This window comes from Halobacteriovorax sp. RT-2-4 (assembly GCF_047085445.1).
GTDB lineage: Bacteria > Bdellovibrionota > Bacteriovoracia > Bacteriovoracales > Bacteriovoracaceae > Halobacteriovorax_A.
This window is the reverse complement of record NZ_JBKIXY010000001.1, coordinates 1,709,516-1,736,128: the sequence shown is the minus strand read 5'-3', so window position 1 is coordinate 1,736,128 and position 26,613 is coordinate 1,709,516. Positions and strand designations below refer to the sequence as shown.

The 26,613-nt window shown below is 35.6% G+C and carries 20 protein-coding genes and 1 tRNA gene; 15 read left to right on the top strand and 6 right to left on the bottom strand.

Going from position 1 to position 26,613, the window contains the following annotated elements; genetic code table 11:
* Window positions 1–60: 60 nt before the first annotated feature.
* The 7 genes from ACMAYL_RS08235 (at window position 61) to ACMAYL_RS08205 (ending at window position 8,423) form a co-directional block, all read left to right on the top strand.
* Window positions 61–1,245 (top strand): type II secretion system F family protein, encoded by a 1,185-nt coding sequence (locus tag ACMAYL_RS08235; RefSeq protein ID WP_158246955.1) that lies wholly within the window; start codon window positions 61–63, stop codon window positions 1,243–1,245.
* Complete coding sequence (locus ACMAYL_RS08230) at window positions 1,245–1,583, top strand: DUF192 domain-containing protein (RefSeq protein WP_103219292.1); 339 nt, start codon at window positions 1,245–1,247, stop codon at window positions 1,581–1,583. Before ACMAYL_RS08235 ends, ACMAYL_RS08230 begins: the two co-directional genes overlap by 1 nt.
* The gene (locus ACMAYL_RS08225) at window positions 1,571–3,142 is read left to right on the top strand and encodes an FHA domain-containing protein (RefSeq protein WP_103219293.1); all 1,572 of its coding nucleotides are present in this window, start codon (window positions 1,571–1,573) and stop codon (window positions 3,140–3,142) included. The genes ACMAYL_RS08230 and ACMAYL_RS08225 overlap by 13 nt, the downstream gene beginning before the upstream one ends.
* A gap of 6 nt (window positions 3,143–3,148) precedes the next feature.
* Entirely contained in the window at window positions 3,149–4,153 is a 1,005-nt protein-coding gene (locus tag ACMAYL_RS08220; RefSeq protein WP_103219294.1) for an FHA domain-containing protein, read from the top strand.
* The gene (locus ACMAYL_RS08215) at window positions 4,134–6,377 is read left to right on the top strand and encodes an FHA domain-containing protein (RefSeq protein ID WP_412470033.1); all 2,244 of its coding nucleotides are present in this window, start codon (window positions 4,134–4,136) and stop codon (window positions 6,375–6,377) included. Before ACMAYL_RS08220 ends, ACMAYL_RS08215 begins: the two co-directional genes overlap by 20 nt.
* The gene (locus tag ACMAYL_RS08210) at window positions 6,374–7,117 is read left to right on the top strand and encodes a PP2C family protein-serine/threonine phosphatase (RefSeq protein ID WP_103219296.1); all 744 of its coding nucleotides are present in this window, start codon (window positions 6,374–6,376) and stop codon (window positions 7,115–7,117) included. The genes ACMAYL_RS08215 and ACMAYL_RS08210 overlap by 4 nt, the downstream gene beginning before the upstream one ends.
* 73 nt (window positions 7,118–7,190) lie before the next feature.
* Window positions 7,191–8,423, top strand: coding sequence for a response regulator (locus ACMAYL_RS08205; protein ID WP_412470032.1), 1,233 nt, complete (start codon window positions 7,191–7,193; stop codon window positions 8,421–8,423).
* Here the strand turns inward: ACMAYL_RS08205 and ACMAYL_RS08200 are convergent, their stop codons facing one another.
* Window positions 8,424–9,092, bottom strand: coding sequence for a biotin--[acetyl-CoA-carboxylase] ligase (locus tag ACMAYL_RS08200; protein ID WP_412463080.1), 669 nt, complete (start codon window positions 9,090–9,092; stop codon window positions 8,424–8,426). It lies immediately after the preceding gene.
* Between the two features lie 44 nt (window positions 9,093–9,136).
* Between ACMAYL_RS08200 and rph the strand changes: the two genes are divergently transcribed.
* The 3 genes from rph to ACMAYL_RS08185 all read left to right on the top strand — a co-directional run bounded on the left by rph (window position 9,137) and on the right by ACMAYL_RS08185 (window position 10,566).
* The gene (gene rph / locus ACMAYL_RS08195; protein WP_103219299.1) at window positions 9,137–9,844 is read left to right on the top strand and encodes a ribonuclease PH; all 708 of its coding nucleotides are present in this window, start codon (window positions 9,137–9,139) and stop codon (window positions 9,842–9,844) included.
* The gene (rdgB, locus tag ACMAYL_RS08190; protein WP_103219300.1) at window positions 9,844–10,419 is read left to right on the top strand and encodes an RdgB/HAM1 family non-canonical purine NTP pyrophosphatase; all 576 of its coding nucleotides are present in this window, start codon (window positions 9,844–9,846) and stop codon (window positions 10,417–10,419) included. The genes rph and rdgB overlap by 1 nt, the downstream gene beginning before the upstream one ends.
* A gap of 70 nt (window positions 10,420–10,489) precedes the next feature.
* Window positions 10,490–10,566: transfer RNA gene (locus ACMAYL_RS08185), tRNA-Pro, on the top strand.
* Window positions 10,567–10,582: 16 nt separating this feature from the next.
* Here the strand turns inward: ACMAYL_RS08185 and ACMAYL_RS08180 are convergent.
* Window positions 10,583–11,035, bottom strand: a complete 453-nt coding sequence (locus ACMAYL_RS08180; RefSeq protein ID WP_392990498.1) for an Lrp/AsnC family transcriptional regulator — start codon at window positions 11,033–11,035, stop codon at window positions 10,583–10,585.
* Window positions 11,036–11,109: 74 nt separating this feature from the next.
* On the opposite strand from ACMAYL_RS08180, the gene ACMAYL_RS08175 reads away from it, so the two are divergent.
* Window positions 11,110–11,703 (top strand): LysE family translocator, encoded by a 594-nt coding sequence (locus ACMAYL_RS08175; RefSeq protein ID WP_103218719.1) that lies wholly within the window; start codon window positions 11,110–11,112, stop codon window positions 11,701–11,703.
* A 34-nt stretch (window positions 11,704–11,737) separates the two neighbouring features.
* Here ACMAYL_RS08175 and ACMAYL_RS08170 read toward each other — a convergent pair whose 3' ends face one another.
* A complete protein-coding gene (locus ACMAYL_RS08170) occupies window positions 11,738–12,871 on the bottom strand; it encodes an HD-GYP domain-containing protein (protein ID WP_392990502.1) in 1,134 nt (377 codons plus the stop codon).
* A gap of 229 nt (window positions 12,872–13,100) precedes the next feature.
* Here ACMAYL_RS08170 and smc point away from each other — a divergent pair, with 229 nt between their 5' ends.
* The gene (gene smc, locus ACMAYL_RS08165) at window positions 13,101–16,784 is read left to right on the top strand and encodes a chromosome segregation protein SMC (protein ID WP_412470984.1); all 3,684 of its coding nucleotides are present in this window, start codon (window positions 13,101–13,103) and stop codon (window positions 16,782–16,784) included.
* Window positions 16,784–17,377 (top strand): LolA family protein, encoded by a 594-nt coding sequence (locus tag ACMAYL_RS08160; protein ID WP_412470983.1) that lies wholly within the window; start codon window positions 16,784–16,786, stop codon window positions 17,375–17,377. The genes smc and ACMAYL_RS08160 overlap by 1 nt, the downstream gene beginning before the upstream one ends.
* Here the strand turns inward: ACMAYL_RS08160 and ACMAYL_RS08155 are convergent.
* On the bottom strand, window positions 17,358–19,313 hold the full coding sequence (locus ACMAYL_RS08155; protein ID WP_103218723.1) for a lytic transglycosylase domain-containing protein: 1,956 nt from the start codon (window positions 19,311–19,313) through the stop codon (window positions 17,358–17,360). The two genes, ACMAYL_RS08160 and ACMAYL_RS08155, sit on opposite strands and share 20 nt — an antisense overlap.
* 143 nt (window positions 19,314–19,456) lie before the next feature.
* Between ACMAYL_RS08155 and rimO the strand changes: the two genes are divergently transcribed.
* On the top strand, window positions 19,457–20,842 hold the full coding sequence (rimO, locus tag ACMAYL_RS08150) for a 30S ribosomal protein S12 methylthiotransferase RimO (RefSeq protein WP_158246919.1): 1,386 nt from the start codon (window positions 19,457–19,459) through the stop codon (window positions 20,840–20,842).
* Window positions 20,843–20,846: 4 nt separating this feature from the next.
* Here rimO and ACMAYL_RS08145 read toward each other — a convergent pair whose 3' ends face one another.
* On the bottom strand, window positions 20,847–24,638 hold the full coding sequence (locus tag ACMAYL_RS08145; protein WP_412470028.1) for a hypothetical protein: 3,792 nt from the start codon (window positions 24,636–24,638) through the stop codon (window positions 20,847–20,849).
* Window positions 24,639–24,844: 206 nt separating this feature from the next.
* On the opposite strand from ACMAYL_RS08145, the gene ACMAYL_RS08140 reads away from it, so the two are divergent.
* Window positions 24,845–25,621 carry a hypothetical protein gene (locus ACMAYL_RS08140; RefSeq protein WP_412470982.1) on the top strand — a complete coding sequence of 259 codons (777 nt, stop codon included), beginning with the start codon at window positions 24,845–24,847 and terminating at the stop codon, window positions 25,619–25,621.
* Here ACMAYL_RS08140 and epmA read toward each other — a convergent pair whose 3' ends face one another.
* Window positions 25,622–26,590, bottom strand: coding sequence for an EF-P lysine aminoacylase EpmA (epmA, locus tag ACMAYL_RS08135; protein WP_392990509.1), 969 nt, complete (start codon window positions 26,588–26,590; stop codon window positions 25,622–25,624).
* Window positions 26,591–26,613: the final 23 nt, after the last annotated feature.

Sequence of the window (26,613 nt, the reverse complement as noted above, 5' to 3'; positions counted from 1 at the left end):
AATTATTTTTGATATTCTTATGTTATGACTAAAGGTCTCATAACTTCCTTATTGTTTTATATGTTTACGTTGCTCGTTGCATTCGATGCAAATGCGCAGAGCTACGGAAATTATTCAAAGCGCGATCATGCAAATTTACTTGATGTCTCTTGTAAAAAAGGAAATCAATCGAGTTGTTTTGAGCAAGGACTTCTTTACCAAACATTTACTGATAAAAGCTTTAAGCAAGATGGAATTAACTATCCTGCCGAAGGTAAGAAGCTAATTATTAGTGCCTGTCAAAATGGTGAGCAGAACGCTTGTGATTATCGAAAAGGTGCGGAGTTATTTGAAAGTTCACAGCTTCTAATGTGGGCCGGAATTATTCTTATTGGTATTGCTGTTTATATTGTCACGCAGATGATGTTTCAAGATAATGAATCTTTCCAAGCTGCGCAAAAATTAGAAGAAGGTGGTTCTAAGAAAGCTGAGAATGTAAAAAAGCACGGCTTTATTCTTCAATATTCGAGACCATTTTTTAAACGCTATATTTCACCAATTGTTTCTTCTATGAAAAATAAGAAGAAGATTAAAGAGAAGTATAAAAGAAAGCTAGCAAGTGCTGGTTTAACTGAAGATATGACTCCTGAGGATTTCTTCGCATTTAAGTTATTTCTTATTATTGGTTTCCCAATTATGTTCTTAGCTGTCAGAGAATTTACTGAAGCAGACTGGAAACTTTCTCTTATTCCTGTAATGGCAATTGTTGGATTCTTATATCCGGACATTTGGATTAAAGGAAAAATTGAACAACGCCAAAAAGATATTATCAACGGAATGCCTTTTTCAGTTGATATGCTAGCACTATCTGTTGAAGCGGGACTAGACTTTATTGCTGCGATGACTAAGGTTGTAGATAAAGCTAAACCTGGTCCACTTACACAAGAATTTGAAATTCTTCTTAAAGAAATTAAAATTGGAGCCAGTCGTGCGGAAGCTCTAAGAAATATGGCATGGCGAGTGGACTTAATTCAGATTTCGTCATTTTGTGCAACTCTAATTGCTGCAGACTCTGTTGGTGCTTCAATTGGACCAATTCTAAAAGCACTCTCAATTGAGATTAGACAAAAGAAATCAGCGCAGATTGAAAAAGAAGGTGCAACTGCTGCAACAAAGATTCTTTTTCCAATGATGGCCTTTATTGTACCTTCAGTTCTTCTTATGATCTTTGCTCCACTCGTTGTTGAGCTAGTTGGAGGGAATTAATGAAGATTTCTTGTAATGGTATTGAAATATGTAAGCAGGCCATTGTTGCAGATTCTTTTTATAAGAAACTAAAGGGGCTGATGTTTTCTCAGAGCATGGATGGCTTTGATGGCATGATTTTTTATGGAACAAATGCAATTCATACCTGTTTTATGAATTATAAAATCGATGTTGTCTTCTTTAATAGTAAGAATGAAATTAAGAAAATATACCGTGGACTTAAACCATGGAGACATACGCAAATTGTTTTTAGTGCAAGTCGTGTACTAGAGTTGGCAGATGGACAATTGCCTCAAGAGATTAAGGAAGGGGATACTCTAGAGTTATGTATAAATTAGTTGTTGTTGCAGGTAAACTGCGTGGACAGGAATATATTTTAGAGGAAGGGGAAAATACCCTAGGGCGCTCAGAGGATTGTAGCGTTCACTTTCCTGTAAATGGTGTTTCAAAGAAGCACTTATCCGTTACTGTTACTCAAGATGTAGCTTTTGTTAAAGATCTTGGAAGTTCAAATGGTACATTTGTTAATGGTAAAGCAGTCAAAAGGGCCACTGTTAAAAATGGAGACAAGATAGCTCTTCCTGATTCAATTCTTCAAGTCGTTTTTGTAAAAGAGAAAAAGAAGATTATTAAAAAAAGAATTGAAACTGTTGAAGAAGATGATGAACCAACATATATCACTGGTGGTGAAATGCCAGAGAATATCTTTGGAAAGATCATCTGGCTTTTTAAATATCGATTAATGCCACTAATTCATGGAATTAATGAAGAATATGAATGGCGTGTTCTTACTGGTATCTTACTTTCTATCTTCGTTGTTGTGACGGTAACTCTAACTATTTTTCCAGTAATGAAAACGTCTCAGAGTCTACTTCTTTTAGAAGTTGCTAAGCGTGGTGCACATTATGCGGATGAAATTAAAAGACAAAATAGAGGTGCATTAGCTAGAAAAGATCTTGATCGTGTTGATACAAAGTTTATGGAACAAGGAAATAACGGTGTTGTTTCTTATGATCTATTTGATATTGACGGACGAATTGTTAGACCGCTAACAAAGCTAAATATGTACATTGATGATCCTTTCTCTGTTCAAGTAAGAGAGTGGGCCGAAAAGACAATGAAGAACTCTAGTGACCTTCCTATGGTAAGTCGATTGTCAAACGGTGAAATTGGAATCGGTCAAAAGATTAAGGCAACAAATGTTAAGACAGGTAACCTTGATGTTGTTGGTGTAATCGCCATTCGTTTTAAACCAGCATCAATTGCGGATGAGGCATCTAAAAGTAGGGTTGCTTACCTAGAGGCACTAATTACGTCATTTATTGCTTCAATCATCTTCTTTGCCATTGTTTATTATATGACGATTAGACATCTAGATGAAATGAAGTTTCAGATTGAAGAGGCCTTAAGAGGAAATCGAAAAAGTGTTGATAGTGAATATTTATGGTCTGAGATTGATCCATTACGTTCATCTATAAATTCCATGATTCAAAGAATTAGAGAGCTGCAGAAAACTGACGATGATATGAGTTTTGATGAAATGGAAAGTGATGAGTCCTATGTTTCAAGCTTATATGAATTTATGCAAGGGGCACAGGGAGCTGTCCTTGTTCTAGATTCACAAAAGAATCTTTCTCATATTAATACGCTAGCAGAAGATATCACGGCGATTAGAGGTAGCTCTTCTGAAGGGATGAGCCTCTTAGATGTGGCACGTGAAAAGGGATTCGCAGCGACAATAATTGAGTTATGTGATGCCTCTGCGGATAATGGAGGAACGTCTCAGAAAGGTGAATATGAGCTTTCTGGGCATTTCTATAATATTTTTGTTACGAGTTTAATAGGGCGAGATAATTTTGCAAAGGCGTTCTATGTTACACTAATTAAAGAGGACTAAGTATAAATGGTTGCCGCAATTAGAATGACAAAGAATTTATCTTCCCCAGAATCATCTGGGCAGTACCATCGTATTATTTGTATGACTGGTAAGAATAAAGGTATTTGTTATTACTTAAACGGTAATCGAGTAGTTCTTGGTCGTCTAAGTTCTAATGATATTCAAATTCTTGATACTCAAGCTTCAAGAGAACACATTGAATTAACTCGTGTTAATAATGAATATACTCTTACCGATCTTAAGTCTCAAAATGGTGTCATGGTAAATGACTTGAAAGTGACTCAACATAAACTTAAGTCTGGTGATAAGATTATTGTTGGCTCTACAGTTTTTAAGTACTCATTCATCGAAGTAAAAGAGGAGAAGGCCCTCGTGGAATATGAGGACCCTGAAGAAGACGAAGATGATGAAGATGAGGAAGAAGAGGAAGAGGTAAAGAAGAAAGCCAAAGCTAAGAAAAAGAAAGGTCCTGCAACACCTGAGGAAAAGAGAAAGAAACTTATCTATATTGCAGTAGCAGTTATGGGCCTGTTCTTTTTTATGGATGGTGGTGATACAAAAACAAAGAAGGCAACAGTAAAAAAAGAAGGAAGTTCAATTATTGATTCCTCAAATAGTAATACTGGCCGTAAATATGTTGAAGATCTTGAAACTCGTGAGAAAGTTGAAGCTTATATTCACCGTGGTAGACGAGAAGCACGTGAAGGAAACTACTTTAGAGCAATGCAGGAATTTAATCTAGCTCTAACACTTGATCCAAATGATGGTAACGCTGCTTATCACTTAAATATTGCAAAACAGAGACTTGATGAAAAAATTAAAGATATGTTCAATCAAGCAACAAAGAATAAAGATTCTTTAAAATATAATAGAGCTTTAGGTACATATTGCTCAATTTATAAACTTTTAATTGAATACAAGACAGATGAGCGCTTTATCGAAGCTAAAAAGAACGTTGAAGATATGGCCGAAAAATTAGGGATGAAAAAGAGTGATAATTACTGTTTCTAAAAATGGAACAATTCTTAATCGTATTGAGATTAATGATCAGGTGATCATGGGGCAGAGCTCTAGCTTTCTTATTGGTCGATCTGATGAAGCTCATGTTCACTTAGATGATCCACAAATTTCAAGGCGATTAGCAAGCCTTAATTTTAATGGTGTCAGTTGGACTTTAAATAAGTTATCAACATATGACACTGTTCTTGTTAATAACGCTCCAATGTTTTTAGAGGAAATACCAGTATCGAGTGGCTATTACCTCGTTTGTAATGAATTTAAAGTTCTTTTTGAAAGTCTAGAAGTTGAAAGTCCAGTTGGTGATGATCCTGTTGAAGAAATCGTTAACGTTGAGCCAGAGTTACCTGAAGATGATTTTGAAGCCGCTGAACAAGATGATATTGAAGAAGAAACATCTATCATAGATGGTGGATCTGAATTTGAAGAAGAAACTCAAGCTTTTGATGCACCTACTGAAGAGGAATCATCTGATAACGAGAATGAGTTTAATGCTGAAGAACCTCTTGATTCTCAAGAAGGTGGTTTTGAAGAATTTGGACAGCAGGAAGAAGGATTCTCAGAAGGCTTCGATGAAAACTATGAAGAAAATTATGATGATGGTTATGATGACAACTATGGTGATGAATCTTACGACATTGATACACTAGACGATGATATTGGGGATAAAACTCAAGTATTCTCTGGCTTTGCAAATTTTGTTCTAGAGTTATTTGGTGAAGATGTTCCTTATGATCATTTTAATTTAGACCTGCCTGAAACATATATTGGTCGTGATCCAAGTAAATGTCAGATTGTCTTATCTGATCCTGAAGTCTCCTCAGTACATGCGGTAATTAAAAAGAATAAGATCACTTGTGTATTAGAAGATTTACAATCGGCCAATGGCACGATTTTAAATGGTAAGCGAATAAACCAAAAAGAGATCACAAATGGTGATGAATTTATTATTGGCTCAACTACTTTTACAGTTAAGATCGCTAGTGACTTTATAAAGAGTCAGCAAGATATGCTGATGCCTGTAGAAGATAACCAGGTAATTGAAGTCGAGGAAATTGTTGAAGTTTCTGATGATGACGAAGATTTTGATGGCCTTGAATTATCTGATGCTCCTTCAGCTAGTGAAGAAAAATCTATTATTAAGAGAATTCTTAATGACCCTGAAAAGCGTAAGAAAGTCCTAATCTATACTGTTGTATTATTGGGTCTTTATATGTTTTTATTTCCAGATAGTGGCGAGAAACCAAAACCAACGGCTAAAGATAAGCAGGCCAAGGAACAAAAAAAGAAACAGGTTGTTACCTCGGTTGATAAAAAGCTAACAAAAGAGCAACAAGAAAAAGCAGAAGCTTTATATCAGTTAGCAACACGATATGCTAATGAGGGTAATGTTGCGGAAGCAATTACTGAGTTTGAAAGGTTATTTATGATCACAAAAGATTATAAACAAGCCCAAACTTTCTATCAGTTGGCTAAGGATAAATATGCTGAGCTCGAAAAAGCAGAGCTTGAAAGACGTGCAGAAGAAAAGAGAAAATTAATTCAGGCAAAAGTTAAGACGCTTCTTGATAAAGCTACAGAAGCGGTAAAAGAGCGTAATGTCACTTTGTCTCGTGGACTATTTCAACAGATTAAAGAACTTGATCCTAATAATTATGATGTTGCTAACCTTGAGTTAGAACTGGATTCCTATATTAAGGAAAAAAATCGAAAAGAACTTGAAGAAGCGCAGAAGAAAGCTGAACGCCAGCGTATGGTAGATGCTCTTAAACCAGGTGAAACTTTATTTCTTCAAGAAGAATGGTATAAGGCAATTGGAGCTTTAGAGTTATTCATTAGTGAAAAATCAATGGATGAAGATCTAATGAAGAAAGCAATTGATATGCTTAAAAAGTCACGTCAGAATCTTAAGAATATAACTGGCCCACTTTTGGGTAAGGCCCGTTCACTTAAAGAAGCAGAAGATCTTAAGGCATCTTATGAAGTTTTTAAGGAAGTCTTACGCTATAATCCTAATGAATTAGATGCGCAAAGTGAACTCGATGATATCAATGATACGTTAACGAGAAGAGCCCGTAAGGTATATCGTCAAGGTTTAATCTCTGAATCGTTAGGTTCATTTGAGGATGCCCGAGAAAAGTTTCAAGAGGTGCAACAAATCTCACCTATGGATAATGAATATTATATTAAAGCGAGTGAAAGGCTAAAAAATCTATGAGAGAAATTCAAAGCTTCTTTGCTAGAACACATCAAGGGCCATATCTTAATCTAAATGAGGATAATACCTTTATTAATCTTAAACAGAAAATTTTTGGTATATTTGATGGATTTGGAGGTTCTGGAATTTCTGATAGAAATCTAGAAAGTGCTAAGCAGTCAATTGATCTTTATTTCTCAAAGTTGTCTGGAGATCCAAATGCTACAATGCCTTACTTTTATTCACCTCAGTATGTACTAGAAACTAATGCTCTAGTGAATGCGATGTTTATTGCCCATAAAAACTTACTAAATATCAACAAGAGTAAACCTCTTAATGATAAAGGTGGGGTTTCTGCTGCTTTAACGATGCTTTCTGAAAATATTTTATCAATCGTTTCATGTGGTAATTGCCTGGTTCTTATGTACCGAGATGGGGATTTATCTCTAATTAATACACCTGATTGTGTTAAACAGATTTCAATTTCTGATAACTCGCACCAAAAAAGTACATTTCCTCTCGTTGCTTTGGGCCTTTATGAAGACTTATCCCCTAAAATTTGGGAGTTAAACGTAGAACCAAATGATCGTATTATTGTCTTAAGTGATGGTGTCTACGGAAGTTTAAGCCTTCATGATATTAAAAGAATTATTCAAGAATCAACTCAAGATGAAGTTATTCAGATTGATAATCTTTTTGACGGTGCAAATCGTCGAGGTAATCTAGATAATCAGTCAGCTATTATCTATTCAATCGTATAGAAACATACCGTAATCATTAAAACTGTCTCTTGCTTAGCTGGATTTTTTGCGTAACAATATATTGAGGTTTTATATGAGTAAAAAGGTATTAGTTGCTGACGACAGTCAGACAATCCAAAAAGTAATTAGTATTACATTCGCAAATCAAGATTTTGAAATTGTTTCAGCTCTTGATGAGTCTGAATTATTTTCTAAAAATGACGATTTTGATCTAATCTTATTAGACTTTGGTCTTTCAGATGATGGATATAAATTAGGTGAAGAAACGCGTAAGAAGTTCCCTACAACTCCAGTTCTGGCGATGCTAGGAACATTTGATATCGTTGATGAAAATAAGCTACGTAGTAGCGGATATTCTGACAAAGTTGTTAAGCCATTTGAAACAGAGAAATTTATTTCACTTTGTAATGAATTGATTGAAAGTGAAGTTTCAACAACAGATACGACACAAGATTTTTCAGATGATAATCAAGATGAGCTTGAAGATGATAATTTCTCTGGTTGGGATGTTGATAGCTCAATTGCCCAAACTGAAGAAGATAAGACTCAAGAATTTGATTTGAGTCAACACGATTCATTCACTGATGACGATGATTCAGATAATAATCTTGAGTCAGAATTGGATGGTTGGGGATTTGATCCTACTAATTTAAAGGGAAGTGATGTAACAAAAGAATTTGATACTCTACCTCCTGTTATAGAAAATTTACCTCCAAAAGAAGAGCAACCTAGCTCGACAATACTCGATGTTAGTAACTACTTTGGAAATCTTGATGAAGAGCTGGGTGATGACTTTGAGCTTCCTAGTCAAGAAGAAGAAATAGAAGAAAATTTTGAGGACTCAGAAAGTGAAGAAGTAGAGCCTGTGTTTACTGAATCAGAGCAAAGTGGTTTTGAATCTGACTTTTCAGATGACTTTGAAGAGATTTCTGATGAGAACTTATGGGACGCTGATGAGGAGTCTAGTGAAATGTTCTCTTCTCCAGAAGAAGATGAGCATGAGATAAATCTTTCTTCAGTAACTCAAATGAATGATGACTTTTCATTTGGTACATCAACGACAGCATCGATTAATACTGCAACTTCTACAGCTCCAGCTACTACGGCCCCGGCTGTAAATATTGAAGAGCTTAAGGCCGAACTAAAGAATGAAGTTGCACCAATTATTGAAAAATTTGCACGCGAGTACTGTGAGCAAAATATTGAAAAGATTATTTGGGAAATCGTTCCTGATCTGGCCGAGAACTTAATTAAGAAAGAGCTTAAAAATATCAGTAAGCAAGTTCTAACATCAATTTCAGAATAATTATTTAATAACGAGAGAGCCTGTATAGGCTTTCTCTATTTTATCCTGAGTCTCAATAAGGGCCTCTCCAAAGTTTCCAATTCCTCTGAAAATACCTTTTATAATAGAATCTTCGTCGATGATTTCGACTTCTTTATTTAGGTGATAACATCTGTCATTCCACTGTTTTATAATTTCTTCTTCTGTAAGACGATTGCCTAGTAAGTAGTTGTAAATATCTAGCGGAATACTTTCAAAATCATTCTCACTTAATTTCGTACCTTCTTTAAGCACACCATATGTCTCATGTGGAACACCTCCATAGTTAATACCTATTCCGACGATATAGTTATCATCATCTTTATTAACTAAGATCCCCATAATTTTTTGACTATTCTCATTAAAGATATCGTTGGGCCACTTAAGGAGGAGTTTGTGCTCTTTAAAATAATTACTAAGTATAACTGCTACTTCTAAAGCCAGTAGAGTTGGTTTTTGGCCTGCCTCTAATTTACAAGAGAAACAAAGACTATCTTGTAAATCTTCCCACTTATTATGTCTTCGGCCCCTTGCCTCAGTTTGTACAGTTGCACTAATAAGTAATTGGTCATAATTACGTGCCTCTTCAATGGCAATTGTTTGAGTCGATGGAATTTCTTTAAAATGTAGGTGTTTCATAGATTTTCTCATTATGTTATTATCGAACAATACTAATAAATTCAGAGGTATTCAATATGTCACTTATCGAACGTTCTACTCCAAGAGAAGTTAAATTTTCTATTAATATCAACCCGTATGCAGCAGGATCAGTTCTTGCAGAATTTGGTAATACAAAGGTTCATATCACTGCTTCGATAGAATCAAGCGTTCCTGGTTGGATGAAAGGTAGTGGAAAAGGTTGGGTGACAGCAGAATATTCAATGCTTCCAAGCTCTACTCACACAAGATCAAGAAGAGAGCGTTCAAAAATTGGTGGCCGTACTCAAGAAATTCAGCGCTTAATTGGCCGAAGCTTAAGAGCAATTATCGATCTTAAAAAATTAGGTGAGCGTATGATTACTCTTGATTGTGACGTTATGGTTGCAGACGGTGGAACAAGAACGACTTCAATCTCTGGGAGTTTTATTGCACTTGAACTTGCTATTCAAAGTTTAATCGCAAGTGGTGAGCTTTCTGAGAACCCAATTATAGAGCCTCTTGCAGCAATTAGTTGTGGAATTAACGGCGAAGGTAAAATCATTGCTGACTTAAATTATGAAGAGGATTCGAGCTGCGATACAGATATGAATATTGTTATGACTGAGTCTGGAAAATTTATTGAAGTACAAGGAACTGCTGAAGGGCAAGCATTCTCAAGAGAGCAAATGGATGCGCTAATGGATTGTGCTGCTGAATCTCTTAAGGTTGTTTTCTCAAAACAAAAAGAAGCACTAGGAAAGTAATGAAAAAATTTATTCTAGCTACTGGAAATGCTCATAAAGCCGAAGAATTTGCAGTTTTATTCAAAGAGACGAATATTTCAATTAATGCAGCTTCTGCAAAATTAGATGTTGTAGAAGATGGAAATACTTTTCAAGAGAATGCTCTTAAGAAAGCTCAAGCTTATTTTGAAGAGTTTAAAACTCCTGTCGTCGCAGATGATTCAGGAATTACTGTTGAAGCACTTCCTCAAGAGTTAGGAATATACTCTGCGCGTTTTGGTGGTGAAGGTTTAACAGATCGCCAAAGGGCCGAGCTATTATTAGATAAGTTAAATGGTGAGCAGAATCGAAATGCTTACTTTACTTGTGTCTTATGCTTTTATTTATCACCAGAGGAAATATATTTTTTTGAGGGTAGAATGGAAGGTGAGATTTCAGATAGTTACATTGGTGAAGGAGGCTTTGGTTACGATCCTGTATTTTGCCCAAAAGCCTTTCCAGATCAGACTGTAGCGCAATTAGAAGAGTGGAAAAACGAGAACTCCCATAGGGCCAAGGCCGTTGGTTCCGCTATAAAGTTTTTTCAAGAACTTTAAAAAGGTTTAATTTCTGGGTTGCCAAAAAGGTTCAGATCACTTATAAATAGCCTACCCAAAATTTCAATGTCGGAGTATAGCGCAGTTTGGTAGCGCACTTGCTTTGGGAGCAAGGGGTCGCAGGTTCAAATCCTGCTACTCCGACCATTTTTAAAATCCCTTTCTATTTTCTTTTATCTTTCGGTGACTCAAGCACTACGTATGTTGATATTGAATTTACCTGTGGAAGTGTTCCAAGAACTTCTGTGTGAAATGTTTTATATGAAACAAGATCAGTCGTTTCAATTCTTAGAATGTATTCAAAGCTTCCCGTAACGTTGTGACACTCGATTACTTCGGGTGATTCAGCAATCGCCATTTCAAAATCTTTTTGTGACTTCTTTGTGTGAACAGATAATCCAACTGTAATATAAGCAGTAAATCTTGTTCCTAATTTTGCTCGATTGATTCGCGCGCGGTAGCCAGTGATGACCTTAGATTTCTCTAACTCTTGTACTCTTCTAAGACATGCAGAAGGTGAAAGTCCTACGATGGAGGCTAAATCAGAATTACTGATTCTTCCGTCATTTTCTAATTCTTGCAATATTCTTTCGTCAATAGTGTCTATTTTCTTCATATGTTGCAAATTATCTCTCAAATGTATGATTCTTTGCAATAAATTTATTCTTAAAATCGAGTAAACTGTGCCACATGAGCACGACAAATCTATACGCACTTTTAGCTTTTGCCTTTGTTTCCGCCATAACGCCGGGACCAAATAATATTCTTCTAATGGCCTCTGGCGCCAATCATGGTTTTAAGAGAACCGTCCCTCATATGCTTGGGGTTTACTTTGGTTTTATCTTCATGATTGCGGTAATTGGTTTTGGAGTTTCGGATATTTTTAAAACTTATCCAGGCATTCAAAAAATTATGCAGATGGCATGTGGTACTTATTTAGCATTACTTGCATTTAAAATTGCATTTAGTACTTTTGCAAAGGAAGAAGCACAGATTAAAAAACCAATGTCGTTCATTGAAGCGGCGATGTTTCAGTGGATTAATCCAAAGGCTTGGACAATGGCACTTTCAGCTGTTGCCATTTATACAAATGGTAATACATTAGGTGTTGTTGCAGTTATTCTTGCTTATAGTCTTGTTGATATTCCGGCAATTTCTGTTTGGGTCTTTGCAGGTTTAAAGCTTAAGTCTTTTCTTGAGAAAGGGTATCGCCTTGCCATTTTTAATATTATTTTGGCCGTGCTACTTTTTGGTTCTTTATTTCCAGTTTTAGTTTTGAAGTAATATAGAAAAGTAGAGGAAGTTCTTCCTCTACTTTTTATTTTGTTATTTTATTTGGGTTATCATCTGCTTTCGTAAAATTCTCACCAAGTTTTTTAGGCTGAACTTTTTGAATTGGAAGCTCTGCGTGTGCAATCTCTGTATTAAAATCGACCGGTAGTTCGATCATTGTCTTTCCTGTTAGGATGACCTTAGAAACTTTCTTAACGAAGAAATCAAATATTTCTGAATCAATTTTTTTCCCAACAGTTCGTTTCATAATTTCTAGAGCATCTTCTATTGGAAGTGCCTGTGAATAAGATCGTTTCGTCGTGATGGCATCAAAGAAATCGGCGATAGAAACGACTTTTGAGAAGATATGATGATCTTCTCCCTTGATTCCTTTTGGGTAACCAGAGCCATCAATATTCTCATGATGTTCAATAATTACTTTTTCAATAGACTCTTTTTTAAGTCCAGGAAACTCAGGGTTTGCCTCTCTAAATAGTTCAACACCAAGCTCAGGATGCTTTTTTATTTGTGCAAATTCTTCATCAGTAAGATTGCCTGTTTTATTTAATATTTCTGTCGAAATTTTTGTTTTGCCTAGATCATGTAAAAGGCCACCAAGTCCAATTGCAACAAGATCAGCTTCACTTGCCTTAGGTTTTAATTGTTTATAAATTAAAACACTGTACATACTTACATTAATAGAATGGTCGTAAGTGTAAAAATCATGGAATGATAAATCACCAATTAGTTTTTTTAGGCTATTAATATCATAGTCTTTGATAACATCGACCATTGCCTTCATTGAATCATGACAACCATCGAGTGCTTCACCAAGAATTTCTGTATTGAATTCTTTCCCTGGATTGAAAATATCATCAAGGTGCTTCACCGCTGAATCTTTGATAACGGAAACCTTATCAATCGATTCTATGTTCTCATCTTCTGCTAGAGACTGAAGGTAGAGCCCACGCTCAGATTCAAGAACATGTATCCTTTGATACTTTTTAAAACCTTCTACATCATCATCGGTGAGAACTTCTCCAGGTCGCACTATTTTAACATAGTGATCCTTGCCTTTGATCGTAGAAGAGTTGATGTAGATATTGTATAGAAGCGGCTTTTCTCGAACAACGAGGTGAAAGTCGATCGTAAAATAAACTGTTTTTGAGTTGCTATCCATTGCACTTTTATCGGCATAATCTCCGTTCAGATAAAGTCCTAGTACGAAATACGTACAAGTAAAAATATTGTGTTAGTTCTTGTTAGGATTTGCTTTGTCTAAGTTATTGAAATTGCATTTCTTATTTAGCGGAACTGAAATTTTAAAAGTGTACGATTAGGTGCTTGAAATGGTACATTAAGGCCTACACAACACACATTATAGAGATAAATTGACGGAGTGAATCAAAGTGCAACTGAAAAGACTAATTATCCAGGGCTTTAAATCCTTTAAAGATCGTACAATTATTAACTTTGACGATGGTATTACAGGGATCGTTGGGCCAAACGGATGTGGTAAATCGAATATTGTTGACGCCTTATTTTGGATTATGGGTGAGCAATCAGCTAAACACCTAAGAGGGAATTCAATGAAGGACCTTATTTTTGCTGGTTCTTCAAAATATAATCCTGCTGCATGGGCCGAGGCAACACTTGTCCTTGAGAATACTCATGGAAAGCATATCCACATCGGTGGGAAAGTTGCAAATCCTTCAGAGATTCAATTAACAAGAAAGCTTTATAGAAACGGTGATACTGAATATCGTATCAACGGTGAGCCGGCTCGCTTGAAAGATATCCAAGAAGTATTTATGGATACAGGTGCTGGTGCAAAGTCATACTCAATTATTGCCCAAGGGGAAATCAATAGACTTGTACAAGCAAAACCTGTTGAGCGTCGTACAATGATTGAAGAGGTTGCCGGTATTACGAAATTTAAAGTTCGTAAGAAAGAATCAATGAGAAAAATTGAGGCAACTGAGCAAAACCTTAACCGTCTAAACGATCTAACAATTGAAATTGAAAAGAACTTAAAGTCTCTTCAAAAACAAGCTGAAAAAGCTGAAAGAGCGCGTACGCTTAAGGATAAAATTAAACGTACTGAAATCTCTGTTGTTGCACATAAAGTATTCGAAGATCTTCGTGAGCTTCGCGATGGAGGTAATGAGCTTCTTGAGAAGAAAGCAAATCTTGAAGCTTGGAGCATGAAAAAAGATTCTCTTGAGATCTCTCTTGAAGAAGAGCGTTTTGAAAGAGAAGAAAAGACTGCAAGAATTGATGAGTCTCAAAAAGAAAGAAATGAAGTTTCAAATAAATTAGCTGCTGCTGAAGAAAGACTGAATGCACTTTGTAAGTCTTTAACTGATAAAGAAGAGCAACTAGAGCAAAGACAAAAAGAGATTGATGAACTAGCTCAAGAGATCGAAGAAAGACTTCTTAAAAAAGAAGAAATTGAAACTGAAATCAACGATGTTATCACTTCTTCAAAAGAAGATTACGATTATGAAGCAGCAAGCGAGAAGCTTGAAACTTTAAAGTCTGAGCTAGAAGATAGACAAGCGCAAATTAGTGAGCTTGAAGAAGAGCTATCAATTAAGAAAGAAGAGCTTGTTAAAATGGATCAACAAGCTTTCCAAAATAATTCAAAACTTGAAGAATATGCTGCAACTCTTCAAGACCTTGCGACTGAAATTGAAGCAATTGAAAAACAATACTCAGGTGTTTCAAGTGAACTTGCAAAGGAAAGAGATGATGTTATGGCCGCTAAGAATTTAGTGGAAGAGTTAACTGAATCAGAAGTTACACTTAAGGAAACGGTAAACGAGCTGACGCAAAAAGATCGTGATCTTGAAACAGAACTTAAGAATTTAACAAAAGAACAAATTACTAAGCAATCAAGACTATCTTCATTAAAAGAAATTCGCTCTTCACTTGAAGGAGCTAAAGAGGGTGTTTCTAAATTTTTAAGTGAAGTAGATTCTGATAAATATACTGTACTTGGTAATATTATTAAATGTGACGATAAGTACACTAAGGCCGTAACAGCACTTCTTGGAGAGTTCTTAGAGTCTCTAGTTACTTCTGAGAGTGATCTTTCACTTCTTAAAAATTGGGTAACTGAAAATGATGAGAATGCACTTGAGATCTTACTTGCAGATAAGTCTGCAGATGTAATTTCTGCTGAGGCACGTGAAAGAATTCAAGTAAAGCTTGGGGTAGAATTAACGACTCTAAGTGATATCATTGAACTTCCAGAAGAATATAAAGCTAAACTAACTCCATATTTATCAAGTCTATTTATTGTTGAAAGCCTTGATCTTGATAAAGTTGTTTCACTAGAGAGTTCAATCTCTTTTGGTGGAATCTCTGATATCAGTGGAAATATTCAAGTACGTAATCGCCAAAATGCAACAGTTCTTCATGTAAAAGGATCTGGTGAACAAGGGCAAAGTGCAATTGAAAGAAATAACACAATTGAAGCACTTGAAAACGAATTAGTAAGTCTTAATGAAAAAGTAGCAAACCTTGAAGAAGCCGTTACAGTTTCAAATGAATTACTAAGAAATAAAGTAGATGAGCTAGAGAATGCTCGTCTTACACTAAGTGAAGCTCGTGCCGATTTCGCTGCTAAAAACTCAGCTCTTGAGTCTAAGCTAGCATCTATGGAATCTGGTAACACGAGACTTGAAATTCTAAAGAATCGTAAAGATGAAACTTCAAAGCTAAGACTAGCTATTCTAGAAAAAGAAGAATCTTTTAATAAAGATAAGTCTGAGGTTGAAGAGGCAATTGCTGATATTAGTGAAAGAGTTCAAGACCTTCGCGATAGTTATAATGAAATGAATGAAGTTTATGAAGCAGACCGTGAGGTTTATGTTTCTAAGCAAGTTGAAGCAAAAACTTTTGAGCAACGTGTGAATTCGCTACGTTCTCAATCAGAAGATATTGAAAAGCAAATCGAAAAACAAAACCTTCGTAAAGAATCAAACTCTGAGCTTATCACTAAACTAGAGGGTGAGCTTGAAAATATGCAGGTTGAAATCGAAGAACTTGAAATTTCAAATAACGAAAAAGCCGATATCCTTGCAAGCAAAGATGAAGTTCTTAGTATTATGAAAGATGAGTTCTCTGAACTTCTACTTGCAATGCAAGAAAGAGAAGATCAGGTTAAAGAACTTTCTAAAAATATCAATAAGGCCGATAAAGAGGTTGCTGAAAAAGAAGTACGCCTTGAAAGATGTCTTAATGAAGAAGAAGAGAATGTTCGTAATATCTTCGAAAAATACCGTGTTGATCTACGCGAATCTCTTGGACGCTACCTTGAGTATACTGAAACTGATTTTGAAAAACTTAATGATGTTTCAACAATGTACTTTATGGAAACAGAAAATGGTCCAAAAGAAATTGAAAAAGAATCATATGAATTTGTTCGTAAGTATGGCCAAGATCTTAAAGATCAAGGATTTAAACTTAAGAACTACAAGTCTGAATTTGGTCGCCTAGGTGAAATCAACTGGCAAGCAATTGAAGACTACGATAGACAAAAACTTCGTTATGACTTCTTAAAAGTTCAAGAAGTTGAACTTAGAAAGTCTCTTGAAGACCTTCAAAATGCAATTGATCATATCGATGAAAAATCGAAAGAAAGATTTAAAATCGCTTTTGAAGAAGTTGATACGAGATTTAGAAAAGTATTCCCAATTATCTTTGGTGGAGGGGAAGCACGTCTAGAAATCGTTGGTGATATTGATGATGCTGAATGTGGTGTTGATATTATTGCTAAGCCACCAGGAAAGAAAATGCAGAATATTAACCTAATGTCTGGTGGTGAAAAGGCCATGACTGCGGTTTCTCTAATCTTCTCGATCTTCCTAGTTAAGCCATCTCCTTTCTGTCTACTGGATGAGGTTGATGCTCCACTTGATGATGCAAACGTTGGTCGTTTTAATGAACTTCTTCGTGAAATGAGTGCTGAATCACAGTTCATTCTTATTACACACAATAAGAAAACAATGGAGCTAAATGATACACTTTATGGTGTAACAATGCAGGAGCCTGGTGTTTCAAAGGCAGTTTCGGTACAATTACAGTAATGAAAAAACTACTACCTATTTTAATGATTTCAAATATGGCCTTGGGATTTGTCCCAAGGTCTTTTTCTACTCAATATAAGCAAATTGTAAAAAATCAGCTTACTGGTACTCCAAAAGAGTCAACAGGAAGATTTGATTATGAATACCCTGGTAAGCTTAGGCTTGAACAAAAGGGTTCAGATGCTCTTGTCTATGTGACAAATGAGAAAACGACTTGGATTAGACGAGATGCTTTCATGCCTGGTGATCCAGCAGAAATTATTATTCACAAGGGTAGTGATAAGGGTCTTTCAAACTTCTTTGATTTACTAAAGAATGGCCTTAAATCAAATAAGAATTATAAAGTTAAAGACGGTGATAATTATAGTGTACTTGTTTTTTCTGAGACTTCAGTTAAGTCGACAGGCGTTGTCGAAACAAAGCTGACTTTTAAGAAAGGGAAAAAAGAGTTCTCTAATATTACTTCAATTGACATTAATTATGCTGATGGAAAAGTTGTTAAGCTTGAGCTTAGCAACGTTAAGAACGAAAGCTTTCAAGCAAAGCACTTCATCCTTAACGTTCCAAAGAATGCTAATGTGTCATATCAATAAAGCCACCACGAAAGAAATTTTCTTTTAGCGTTAATGGTTCATTACTCAGAAGACGAGAGTAGATCAAGTAGTTTCGTGCGACTAACTTTACGTACTTTCTCGTTTCTTTATACGGAATTTCTTCAATAAACTCTAAGTCCGGAAGGATGATTCGACTTCTCCATCTTTTAATAGGAGTACCTCCAGCATTATAGCTCGCAACAAAGTCGATAAAGTTATTATCCCTTCTCTTCATAAGCTCATTTAACAAGAGACTTGAAAAAGTAATATTAATATTAGGATTATATAAGTCTTCATATCCTTCATATGGAATTTTGTAGCGACGAGAAAGCCTCTTTCCTTGCTCTGGAATTAATTGAAGTAGTCCAAAAGCATCGGCAGGTGAGCGCGCATACTGATTAAAAGCAGACTCTTGACGAGCGATGCTCATCAGTAGTGGTGTCGTTACTGTTTTAGATCTATTATTTTCAAGAAACTCTTTTTTAAACGCTAGAGGAAAGGCAAATTGTGGATCTTCTTTTAAGATTTTTTCTTGCGTCTTAGAATCTTCTCTGAAGAATTTAAAGATCATAATATTGTAGTATTTTGCAGCGTAAAGGTCACTAAAACTAACCTTATCATTACTATCAATAATTTTTTTCGCAAGGTCAGTATTACCAAGATAAACGGCCCAAGCAAGCTCATCAATCGAGATATCAAACTTTTCTCTGTAATCAATATGCTTAAGTTTTGTGTGATTCATGTGAGCAATTTGGCCATAGTATCCAAATTGATCTTCTTTTTGAATTCTAAGTAAAAGTTTTTGTGCTTCATCGAAGCGGTTAAGCTTCTTTAGGCCAACAAATTTCCAATAAAGAAATCGGTAGTTTGGCTCATCATTTTTTTCTTCAAAACGATCAAACCATTGAATCATTTCTTCATAGTTGCCCGCCTTGTAGTTTGTCCAGGCAACATTCCACACAATACTTTCAAGGTGTTCATGCTTTCCTTCAACAGCAGCATAAGCCTTCTTATAGAATTTTATGGAGCGATCATACTTTCTAAGATCCTCAAAAATACCACCAATCGTGTAGTAAGTTGTAACGACATACTCCGTCGGGACTTCCTTAAAGAGAAGGAGGTTCCTTAGAACTCTTACCGCCCTTTGTAATTTGTCTTCTGTCCAATAGATTCGAGCAAGCCTAATAGTGTATTCAGCATGTTTTTCTTTTAGCTCTTGGCTTTCTCTGTTTTTTTGAAGGTAAAGAACTAGGCTTCTAATATTGTCTCTAAAACTATCGTTTTTTCTTTCCCTTTTATATGAGTTTGCAAGTCTAAACCAAGCTTCAACTTTTTCTTCTTTTACAGTATCTTTGTCGCGAATTATTTTTTTGTAATATTCACGGGCCTTAACAAACTGTCGATCTTGTTCAAAGCTTTTGGCTACATCTAAATAATTTTCTCGCTCCGGCTCTTTTATGAAGCGAGGAGAGACATCAATTAATTTTTGATAGATTCGTTCTTGTTGTTGACTACCATCTTCGAATTTCTTCATGGCATCAAGTAAGAGCCTTTCAACTTCACCTTTAGTATTGAGGTAATCCACCTTATTTAAGACAGCACTAGCATAGACATCTGTGTAGTAAGTTTTTGAAATAATTGCATCAATTAGTTCTTCTCTTGCCCAATACGGATACGCTTCAGTATTTTTATACTCTTCACTTAATTCTTGAATACTCTTAGTACAATTCTTGTGATAATTGGCCCTTAACCATGGGGACAATGGAAATTGTGTATGCAAGAATTTTTGGTACTCGTTACAACTAACAGAATTATTCTTACTAATTTTAGAAAGTAAGTTTGTTAGAGCACCATCTTGTGGTTTCGTTTTAGGAGGTCTTGATAAATTCGTACAAGACAAGGCCAAAATAAATATAGTTAGTAAGGTAAATCTCATTAACTACTAGGATAGGCCTTTAAGTAACTTCCTTCAAGTATGTGAAAACAGGCATTTCTGTTCCTAAAAAAATTACATAAGGCATTGAAAAAACGTCGGTTTAACACTATAAGTAGCTACTTTAGCTATACATGGAGAATTATATGTCTGAGATTTCATCTCAAGTTAACCAAAAATTTAATGACCGAACGGTTTATTTTACTTCACTAGGGTGTTCAAAGAACCTCGTTGATGCACAGGTTATGCTCGGGCATATGGGACTAAATGGTTTTAAAGTTGTAACAGAGCCTCAAGATTCTGAGGTAATTGTTGTAAATACATGCTCATTCATTGAAGCAGCTAAGCAAGAATCTATTGAGATGATTCTTGATCTTGCAGACTATAAAGATGAGGAAGTTGGTAATTGTAAGGCACTGGTTGTTTCTGGTTGTATGGCCCAGAGATATTCAGATGAACTTGAAAAGAGCTTGCCTGAAGTTGATATGTTCATTGGAACTGGTGAATACAATAAAATCGTTCCACTTTTAACTGCTCTTGAAAATAATAAATTAGAGAAGAAGTCATTTGTTGAAGTTCCTAGATTTATTCATACTGAATTTGATCCAAGACTTAATACTTCTCCGTTCTATACGGCATGGTTAAAGATCTCTGAAGGTTGTAATAGAAATTGTACTTTCTGTATTATTCCAACTCTTCGTGGACGTCTAAGATCTCGTACTGTTGAATCTCTTGTTGAGGAAGCAAAGCAATTGTCTTCAACTGGTGTTAGAGAGCTAAATCTTATTTCTCAAGATCTTTCTGATTATGGAGTCGATCTGAGTGATGAAAATAATCTATTCGAACTTCTATCAGGTCTTGAGACTGTTGATGGAGTAGATTGGGTACGTTTATTCTACTTCTATCCAGATGAACTTACTGATGAAGTTATTGAAAAAATGGCAACTTCTTCGAAAGTATGTAAATACCTTGATATGCCGGTTCAACATTTCTCAGATTATGTACTTAAGCGTATGAATAGAAAGATTACTGGTGAGAAAATCATGGAGCGTATCACTAAGCTTCGTGAAAGAATCCCTGGAATTGTTCTTAGAACTTCAATCATCGTTGGATTCCCTGGTGAATCTGAAGAGGACTTTGAAAAATTACTTGAAGGTATCAAGCAAGCACGTTTCAACCACCTTGGTATCTTTAGATACTCAGATGAAGAAGGAACACCTGCTTACCGTTTAAAAGATAAAAATTCGCAAGAAGTAATTGATGATCGTTTTGATCGTCTTTATGAAGTTCAAAAAGAAATCGCTAGAGAATTAAATCAAGAATTCCTAGGTGAAACTGTTGAAGTTCTTGTTGAAGGAACTCACGAAGATACTGATCTTCTAATTGTTGGTCGCCATTTTGGTCAGGCACCTGATATCGATGGTAAGGTTATTATCAATGACTTAAATGAGAGAGATTTAAAAATCGGTGACCTCGTTAAAGTTGAGATCACCGATGTATTAGATTTTGATTTAGTTGGACGTGTAATTTAGATTACTAAGGTTCTTCTTCCCAGTCATTGTAAGGGAACGGTATTAGCTGACGTCCAGTAATTGCCGTTCCTGCACCAAAAGATGCATGTAGCGGACGTGTAAGCTGAACTGCATTTGAGTAAACTCTTTTAACTATATAAGTTTGTCCACCAATAATAACGTTCATACCTGAGTAGAAATCACTTGATGATACTGTGTAAAAGTATAGTGACCCAACTGTCCCACTCCCTGTTGTAATAGCAGTATATGAGTTTCCTAAAGTCGGTGCTGTCGCATCTGTACAGGCAGAATAATTTGTTGAGTTTGTGTAATCATCCCAATCACTAAATTCGTTAAGAGGTTCATCAAAAACATCTAGGTTTGTCCCTTCATCCATGCTCGCAATAGTAACCTTATCAAGATTGTTCATCTCATAGTTATTATCCCAATCTCTAATGTGTAAGTTTATTCTCGCTTGAGTAACTGAGAATTCATCAAGACAAGAGAATGTATAGTAAGGCTGTGCCCCCATAAATGGATCAACTATCTGGTTTGGATCATCTGAAAGGCTTACACTTTCCGCGTGAAGCTTTATACCCTCTGAGTAATATTCAGTATTATTAATTGAATTATAACAAGAGTTTTCATGTGCAAATGAAGCAATTGAACGGTTTGATCTCGCACCTCTTTTTTGTGGAGTTTTTAAGATACTCTCATAATTTGCACCACTAAATGCCTCTATAACAAGCGACTGAAAACCATCCTCAAGCTCATCTGTTGTGAAGACGTCTTCAATTGCACCCTTTCTACATAAGTATGCATTTCCCTCACATTGATGTTCTAAAACCTCGACAGTATTTCTATAGTAAGCTGGATCTCCAGTGTCTGCGTTTGCTTCTGTATATGTATAAACAAGCTCGGCATATTCAAAAGAACCATTGTCACAATTTAGATCATGGTATTTACCTGAACATAGATCATCAAGTTGACCACCGAATAGAACACCGTTGACATAAATTCCATCTGCATAATAACTATTTGCTGGAGTTGCACCTCCTAACCCATCTGTCGCAGTATTATCGGCTGGAGCTACTCCCACAGCATCTGTTGAAGTACCAGTTACAACTTGTACGATATAGCGAGCAGCTGCACTGTATGCAATGTCTGAATTTGAACTACGTGTCATCATTGGTCTTTTCTTGTAAAAGAAAAATGGCTTATAGCGAATACTATGACAAATACCTGGGCCAACATTTGCTTGTAGCTTAAGCTCTCTAAAGTAAAGGTTATTTTCACCAATATCAACATAACAATCAATATCGATTACATCCTCAATATCAGATGCTAAGGCCCTTGGGTTGCTGATGATATCTCTTTTCTTTACTCGACACTTATTAAAGAAGTTATCTTCACCATCTTTGTGAGTGAAGAACTTCGGAGTATTTTCTACTTCAACATTTACTTCAAAGTAATCTTCGATCAATAGATCAAATGATGCTGAGAAGCTTCCAAGAATATTTTGAGCAGTTACAGTATACGTCTTAGATGAGGCTGCAATTTCAGGAATACCGATAATATCACCTGTCTCTTCATCTAATGTTAAACCTGGAGGAAGTTCTGGGCTTACACTATATGCAATGTCTTCTCCTTTTGGAAGAGTTGACTTGATTACTGAATCAACGCCACGATGTAATTCAAATGTCGTTAGAGTTTGAAAATCACTGATTGTCGCTCCGTTTGCACTATACGGTCTAACCGATGAGAATGATTCTCCTGGAAGTGTCATCGTAATTGGCACTCCATTTGTACTTTGTAATAAAGCAGTATTGTCACTACTATTAATTTGTGAAGCAACAAGGTTCGCTCGTCCTGTATTTGTCAGTATATCCATTCCACTAACAAGAGAAGATACATCAGTAAATGTAGCTCTCATTACAGGGGTCCAAATTTCATTTAGGATGTATGCCGTAGCATTACCACAATCTTCAAGTGCATTATTAGATGCAATAAAATCTTCACTAGAATTAGTGTCGTTAACATTCTTCGTTTGGTTAACAAAGATGATATTTGCTAGTCCAGCATCTGTTGGATTTCCTGTTACAACTGCGCGTGCAAACCTGTCTGTCGGTGCAGATGGAAATCTCATACATAGAGCTGGTCTTGTTTCTAAGTAAGTTGGTGTAAATGCAGCAGTTGAGTTAAGACTCATAATATGTGTAAGAGACACTGGAGTTGTTTGAATTACTGCTTCTTCATCTAGGAAGTTTTTATAATTATCAACTGAGATATCCTTTACAAATTCACCACTGATAACTTGAACAATTAGGTATTTTTCGTTCCCATCAATATCAAGAATTCTTTTAATGATACCTTTTGCACCATTGCTTAGTGGTGGAAGTGTTGCTGCAGAAATTTCTTGTCCTTCAGTAAAATTTGAAGTCGTCTGAACAAGATTTTTTACTTTGAACGCAACAAGTTGTGAGTACGATAAATCCTCTGGAGGATTAATAATACCAAGATCAAGCTTGAACGTTCTTGTTGAAATGTCATTTTTAACGGTAATTGTATATTCAATAGGAGATTGATAGTTATGATCTCCTACACCAGATGTATCAATAATGTATCCAAATAGTGGACTGTCTACATTTTTTACGAGCCTTAATGTAGAAGGTAAGTCTGGTGTAATTGAAATATCAGTACTGTTGTTATAACTGATATGTTCTGCGACAGCTTCTGATGTATCATTAATCAACTTTAAGTTGATATTTGAATTTGGTTGGAAAAAGTATTTAACTTTTTGAATTGTTCCTTCTCTATTTGAAAATGGAAAAGCATTATCAATTAAGTCGCCAGTATATAGAGTACCTGAAGTAAGTGTACCGTAAATATTGTTACTACTATCCTTGTATGTGATTGTTCCTGTTGCACCATTTTCAGTTGTAAATGTCTCACTTGTTAAACCATTTGTAAGGAATCCGCTATTATCATCTAGCTGAAATCCCACAAAAACAGGTCCTACAAAAGGAAATGCAACAGTGTTTGTATTTGTTCCATCATAATTATAGTAGCATGTTCCTGCGCTTAGATACACGTCACCAATTGTTGGGGTTGCTGGAGGAGTTGTTCCGATTCCCGCACCTGTACAATTGAAAGACTGCTGTGTTTCAAAAGTAAGCCTATCAGGAATTGGTGCTTGAATTGAAACTCTCGGTTGAGATGTTGTTGTTAATGTTTGAGCCGATTCTGTAGAAGGGCTATAAAAATTAAAATTAATTGGTGCTAGTGTAAAACTTCTAACAGGAGAAACTGAACTATTTGTTAGCTTGATCAGACCACTTTGATTACTTGTCGTAAAGTGCGCTGCATATGTAGTAGTGATATCTGAACCAAAATTAAAACCAGGGTTTGTGATTGGATCTAGGAAGTTATTCTTAGATGCATTTGATAAAGTAAAAAAACCATCATTGTCGATAATATTGTAATCTCCAAATTCACCATCTGGAATTATAAATGTAACAATATTCTTACCGGCCGTTGAATTAGCTAAGCTAGAGTCACCAGTGATAAAAATGTAGTTGCTTGCATTGTTGTAGAAAACGGAAGTCGGGTCAGTAATCTTACTTCCATCAATCTCATTACCGCCCTCGTCGATAAAGTCACTTGGAGGATCAACAACCTCTCCAACTGCACTTGATGCATCATCACTGCTTGCGCCATCTTCCTTGAACTTCGTTAAGCTATCAGGCACACATGAAGTTGCGATGAGCAGAAGGATTAATATTAAATGTAGAGACGGTTTACCTTTTAACGTTTTCATAACTTCATTATCGAATGATTCTTAAACAATCTTTACCAAAATTCATTTAGTCAGTGTTTATCGGAAGTTAGAGGTATTAATTGCCTAGAACCTAGACACAAAATTGACAAATTTTGTTGGCTAAAATTTGCTAACTTCCTAAAAATTCGAAGCGCCATTATAATGGTGTTTATATTGATAAATACTCGAATTTTCAGGGGAGACTTGTGAAGAGATTCATTCTAATTTGTTTAATTTCAACTTCTGCTTTTGCACAGATAACATTCTTGCAAGATTTAAGGCCATTTGTAGAAAAGAATATATCGACATCGTTGGCCGATAAAATTTGGGGGGAAAGAGATGAAGTCGAACTTCCTGAGATTCCTATTGTTAAAAAGGATGCTAAAGATCTAAGTGTTTACTCTAAAAAAGAATACAAATCACCTTTCACTAAAGAGCAGATGTCTCAATATAACTTATCATTTATTAATGAGTTAATTAAGGCCACGCGCGAACTTGATGCAAATAGAGATGAGTTATCAAAATGGTATGCAACTCTAGAGCAGGGGGGAACTCGAGAAGGAGTTTATCGCTCACTTGTGCTATCGCAATACTACCAACGCTTAGAAAATTATAACCAACAAACTTCAAGAGTTGCTAAGGAAATTACAGTTACAATATTTAAAAAATATTTGAATAAGGATTTAGATATTAAAAAACTTGATCCTTTAAATATTTACTCAGTGAAAAGAATCTTGGTTGAAAATGCAATTGAGGTACAAGATGCATTATTGGCCCGTTCGCAAGATGAGTTTGCACGCTGGTATGCTGTTTATTCTGCTGAGTTAGCAAATGAATTTCCAATGTGGAATAGTAAGTTACGCTCGGCAAAGGAAAGTGGTGTTCACTACCGTTGGGCCATGAAGATGACTCCTGATATTGTAAAATCAGAATTTATCTTAAAGACTCACTTATTATTTAATCGACTTCAAAAGAAACAATAGTTAATCAAAGAATGCGTCTTCTTCCATTCCTGTTAAGGACATTAGAAGGCGCTCTACTCCTAGTGCTATGCCAGCACTTCTTGGTAAACCGTTTTCTAATTGCTTTAAAAATCTCTTAGGCCAAGGAAGATTGTATTTATAAAGATCCTGTTTTAATGCTGCATCTTTCTCAAAACGTAAAGTTTGCTCATTTAAGTCAGTAAGCTCATTGAAGCAATTGCAAATCTCTATTCCACGACAGTAAACTTCAAATCTTTCACATACTCTTGAGTCATCCTCTTTAATGGTAGAGAGTGCTCTAAGTGGAGCAGGAAATTCATAGAGCATAAGAAATTCATACTTTTCCATTTCAGGCTCAATATAATTATACATAAGGAGAAAAAAGAGGTCGTCCCATGCGTAATCATCTTTATTTCCTGATAAGCTAATTTTTGAAAATTTCTTATCAATTAAATGATAAAGTTCATCGCGATCCATAAGTTCTAAAATATCAATGTTAAGAACTTCTAAAAATATTTCTTGAACAGTTGCTTTCTTTATCTTGTCATTTAACTCGATAACTCTAACACCTTTAGACTTTAGGTAGTCGTGGCAAAATCGATATAGGTCTATTGTATCTTCCATGATTTTTTTATAATTCTCATTGGCACGATACCATTCGAGCATAATGAATTGTTTTCTGTGAGTTGAGCTATTTGGCTCATCACGAAAGCAGTAGCTCATTGTAAAAACTTTTTCTAGGCCCTCTTGAAGTAGCTCCTTCATATGAAATTCTGGAGAAGTATGTAGAAAGAGGTCATGAGTTTTATTTTGATGCACAGAGTGAATTGCAAAGGGGTGAATATGAACTTCCATTCCTGGATTTTCAACAATTGGCGGCGTTAGCACATCCATAAAACCATCTTTATTGAAAAAGTTTCGAATTGCTTGTTGTAGATGAAATAGTTTGATCTTATTTGTCATTTTCATGCCAATTTACGCCTTAAATATTG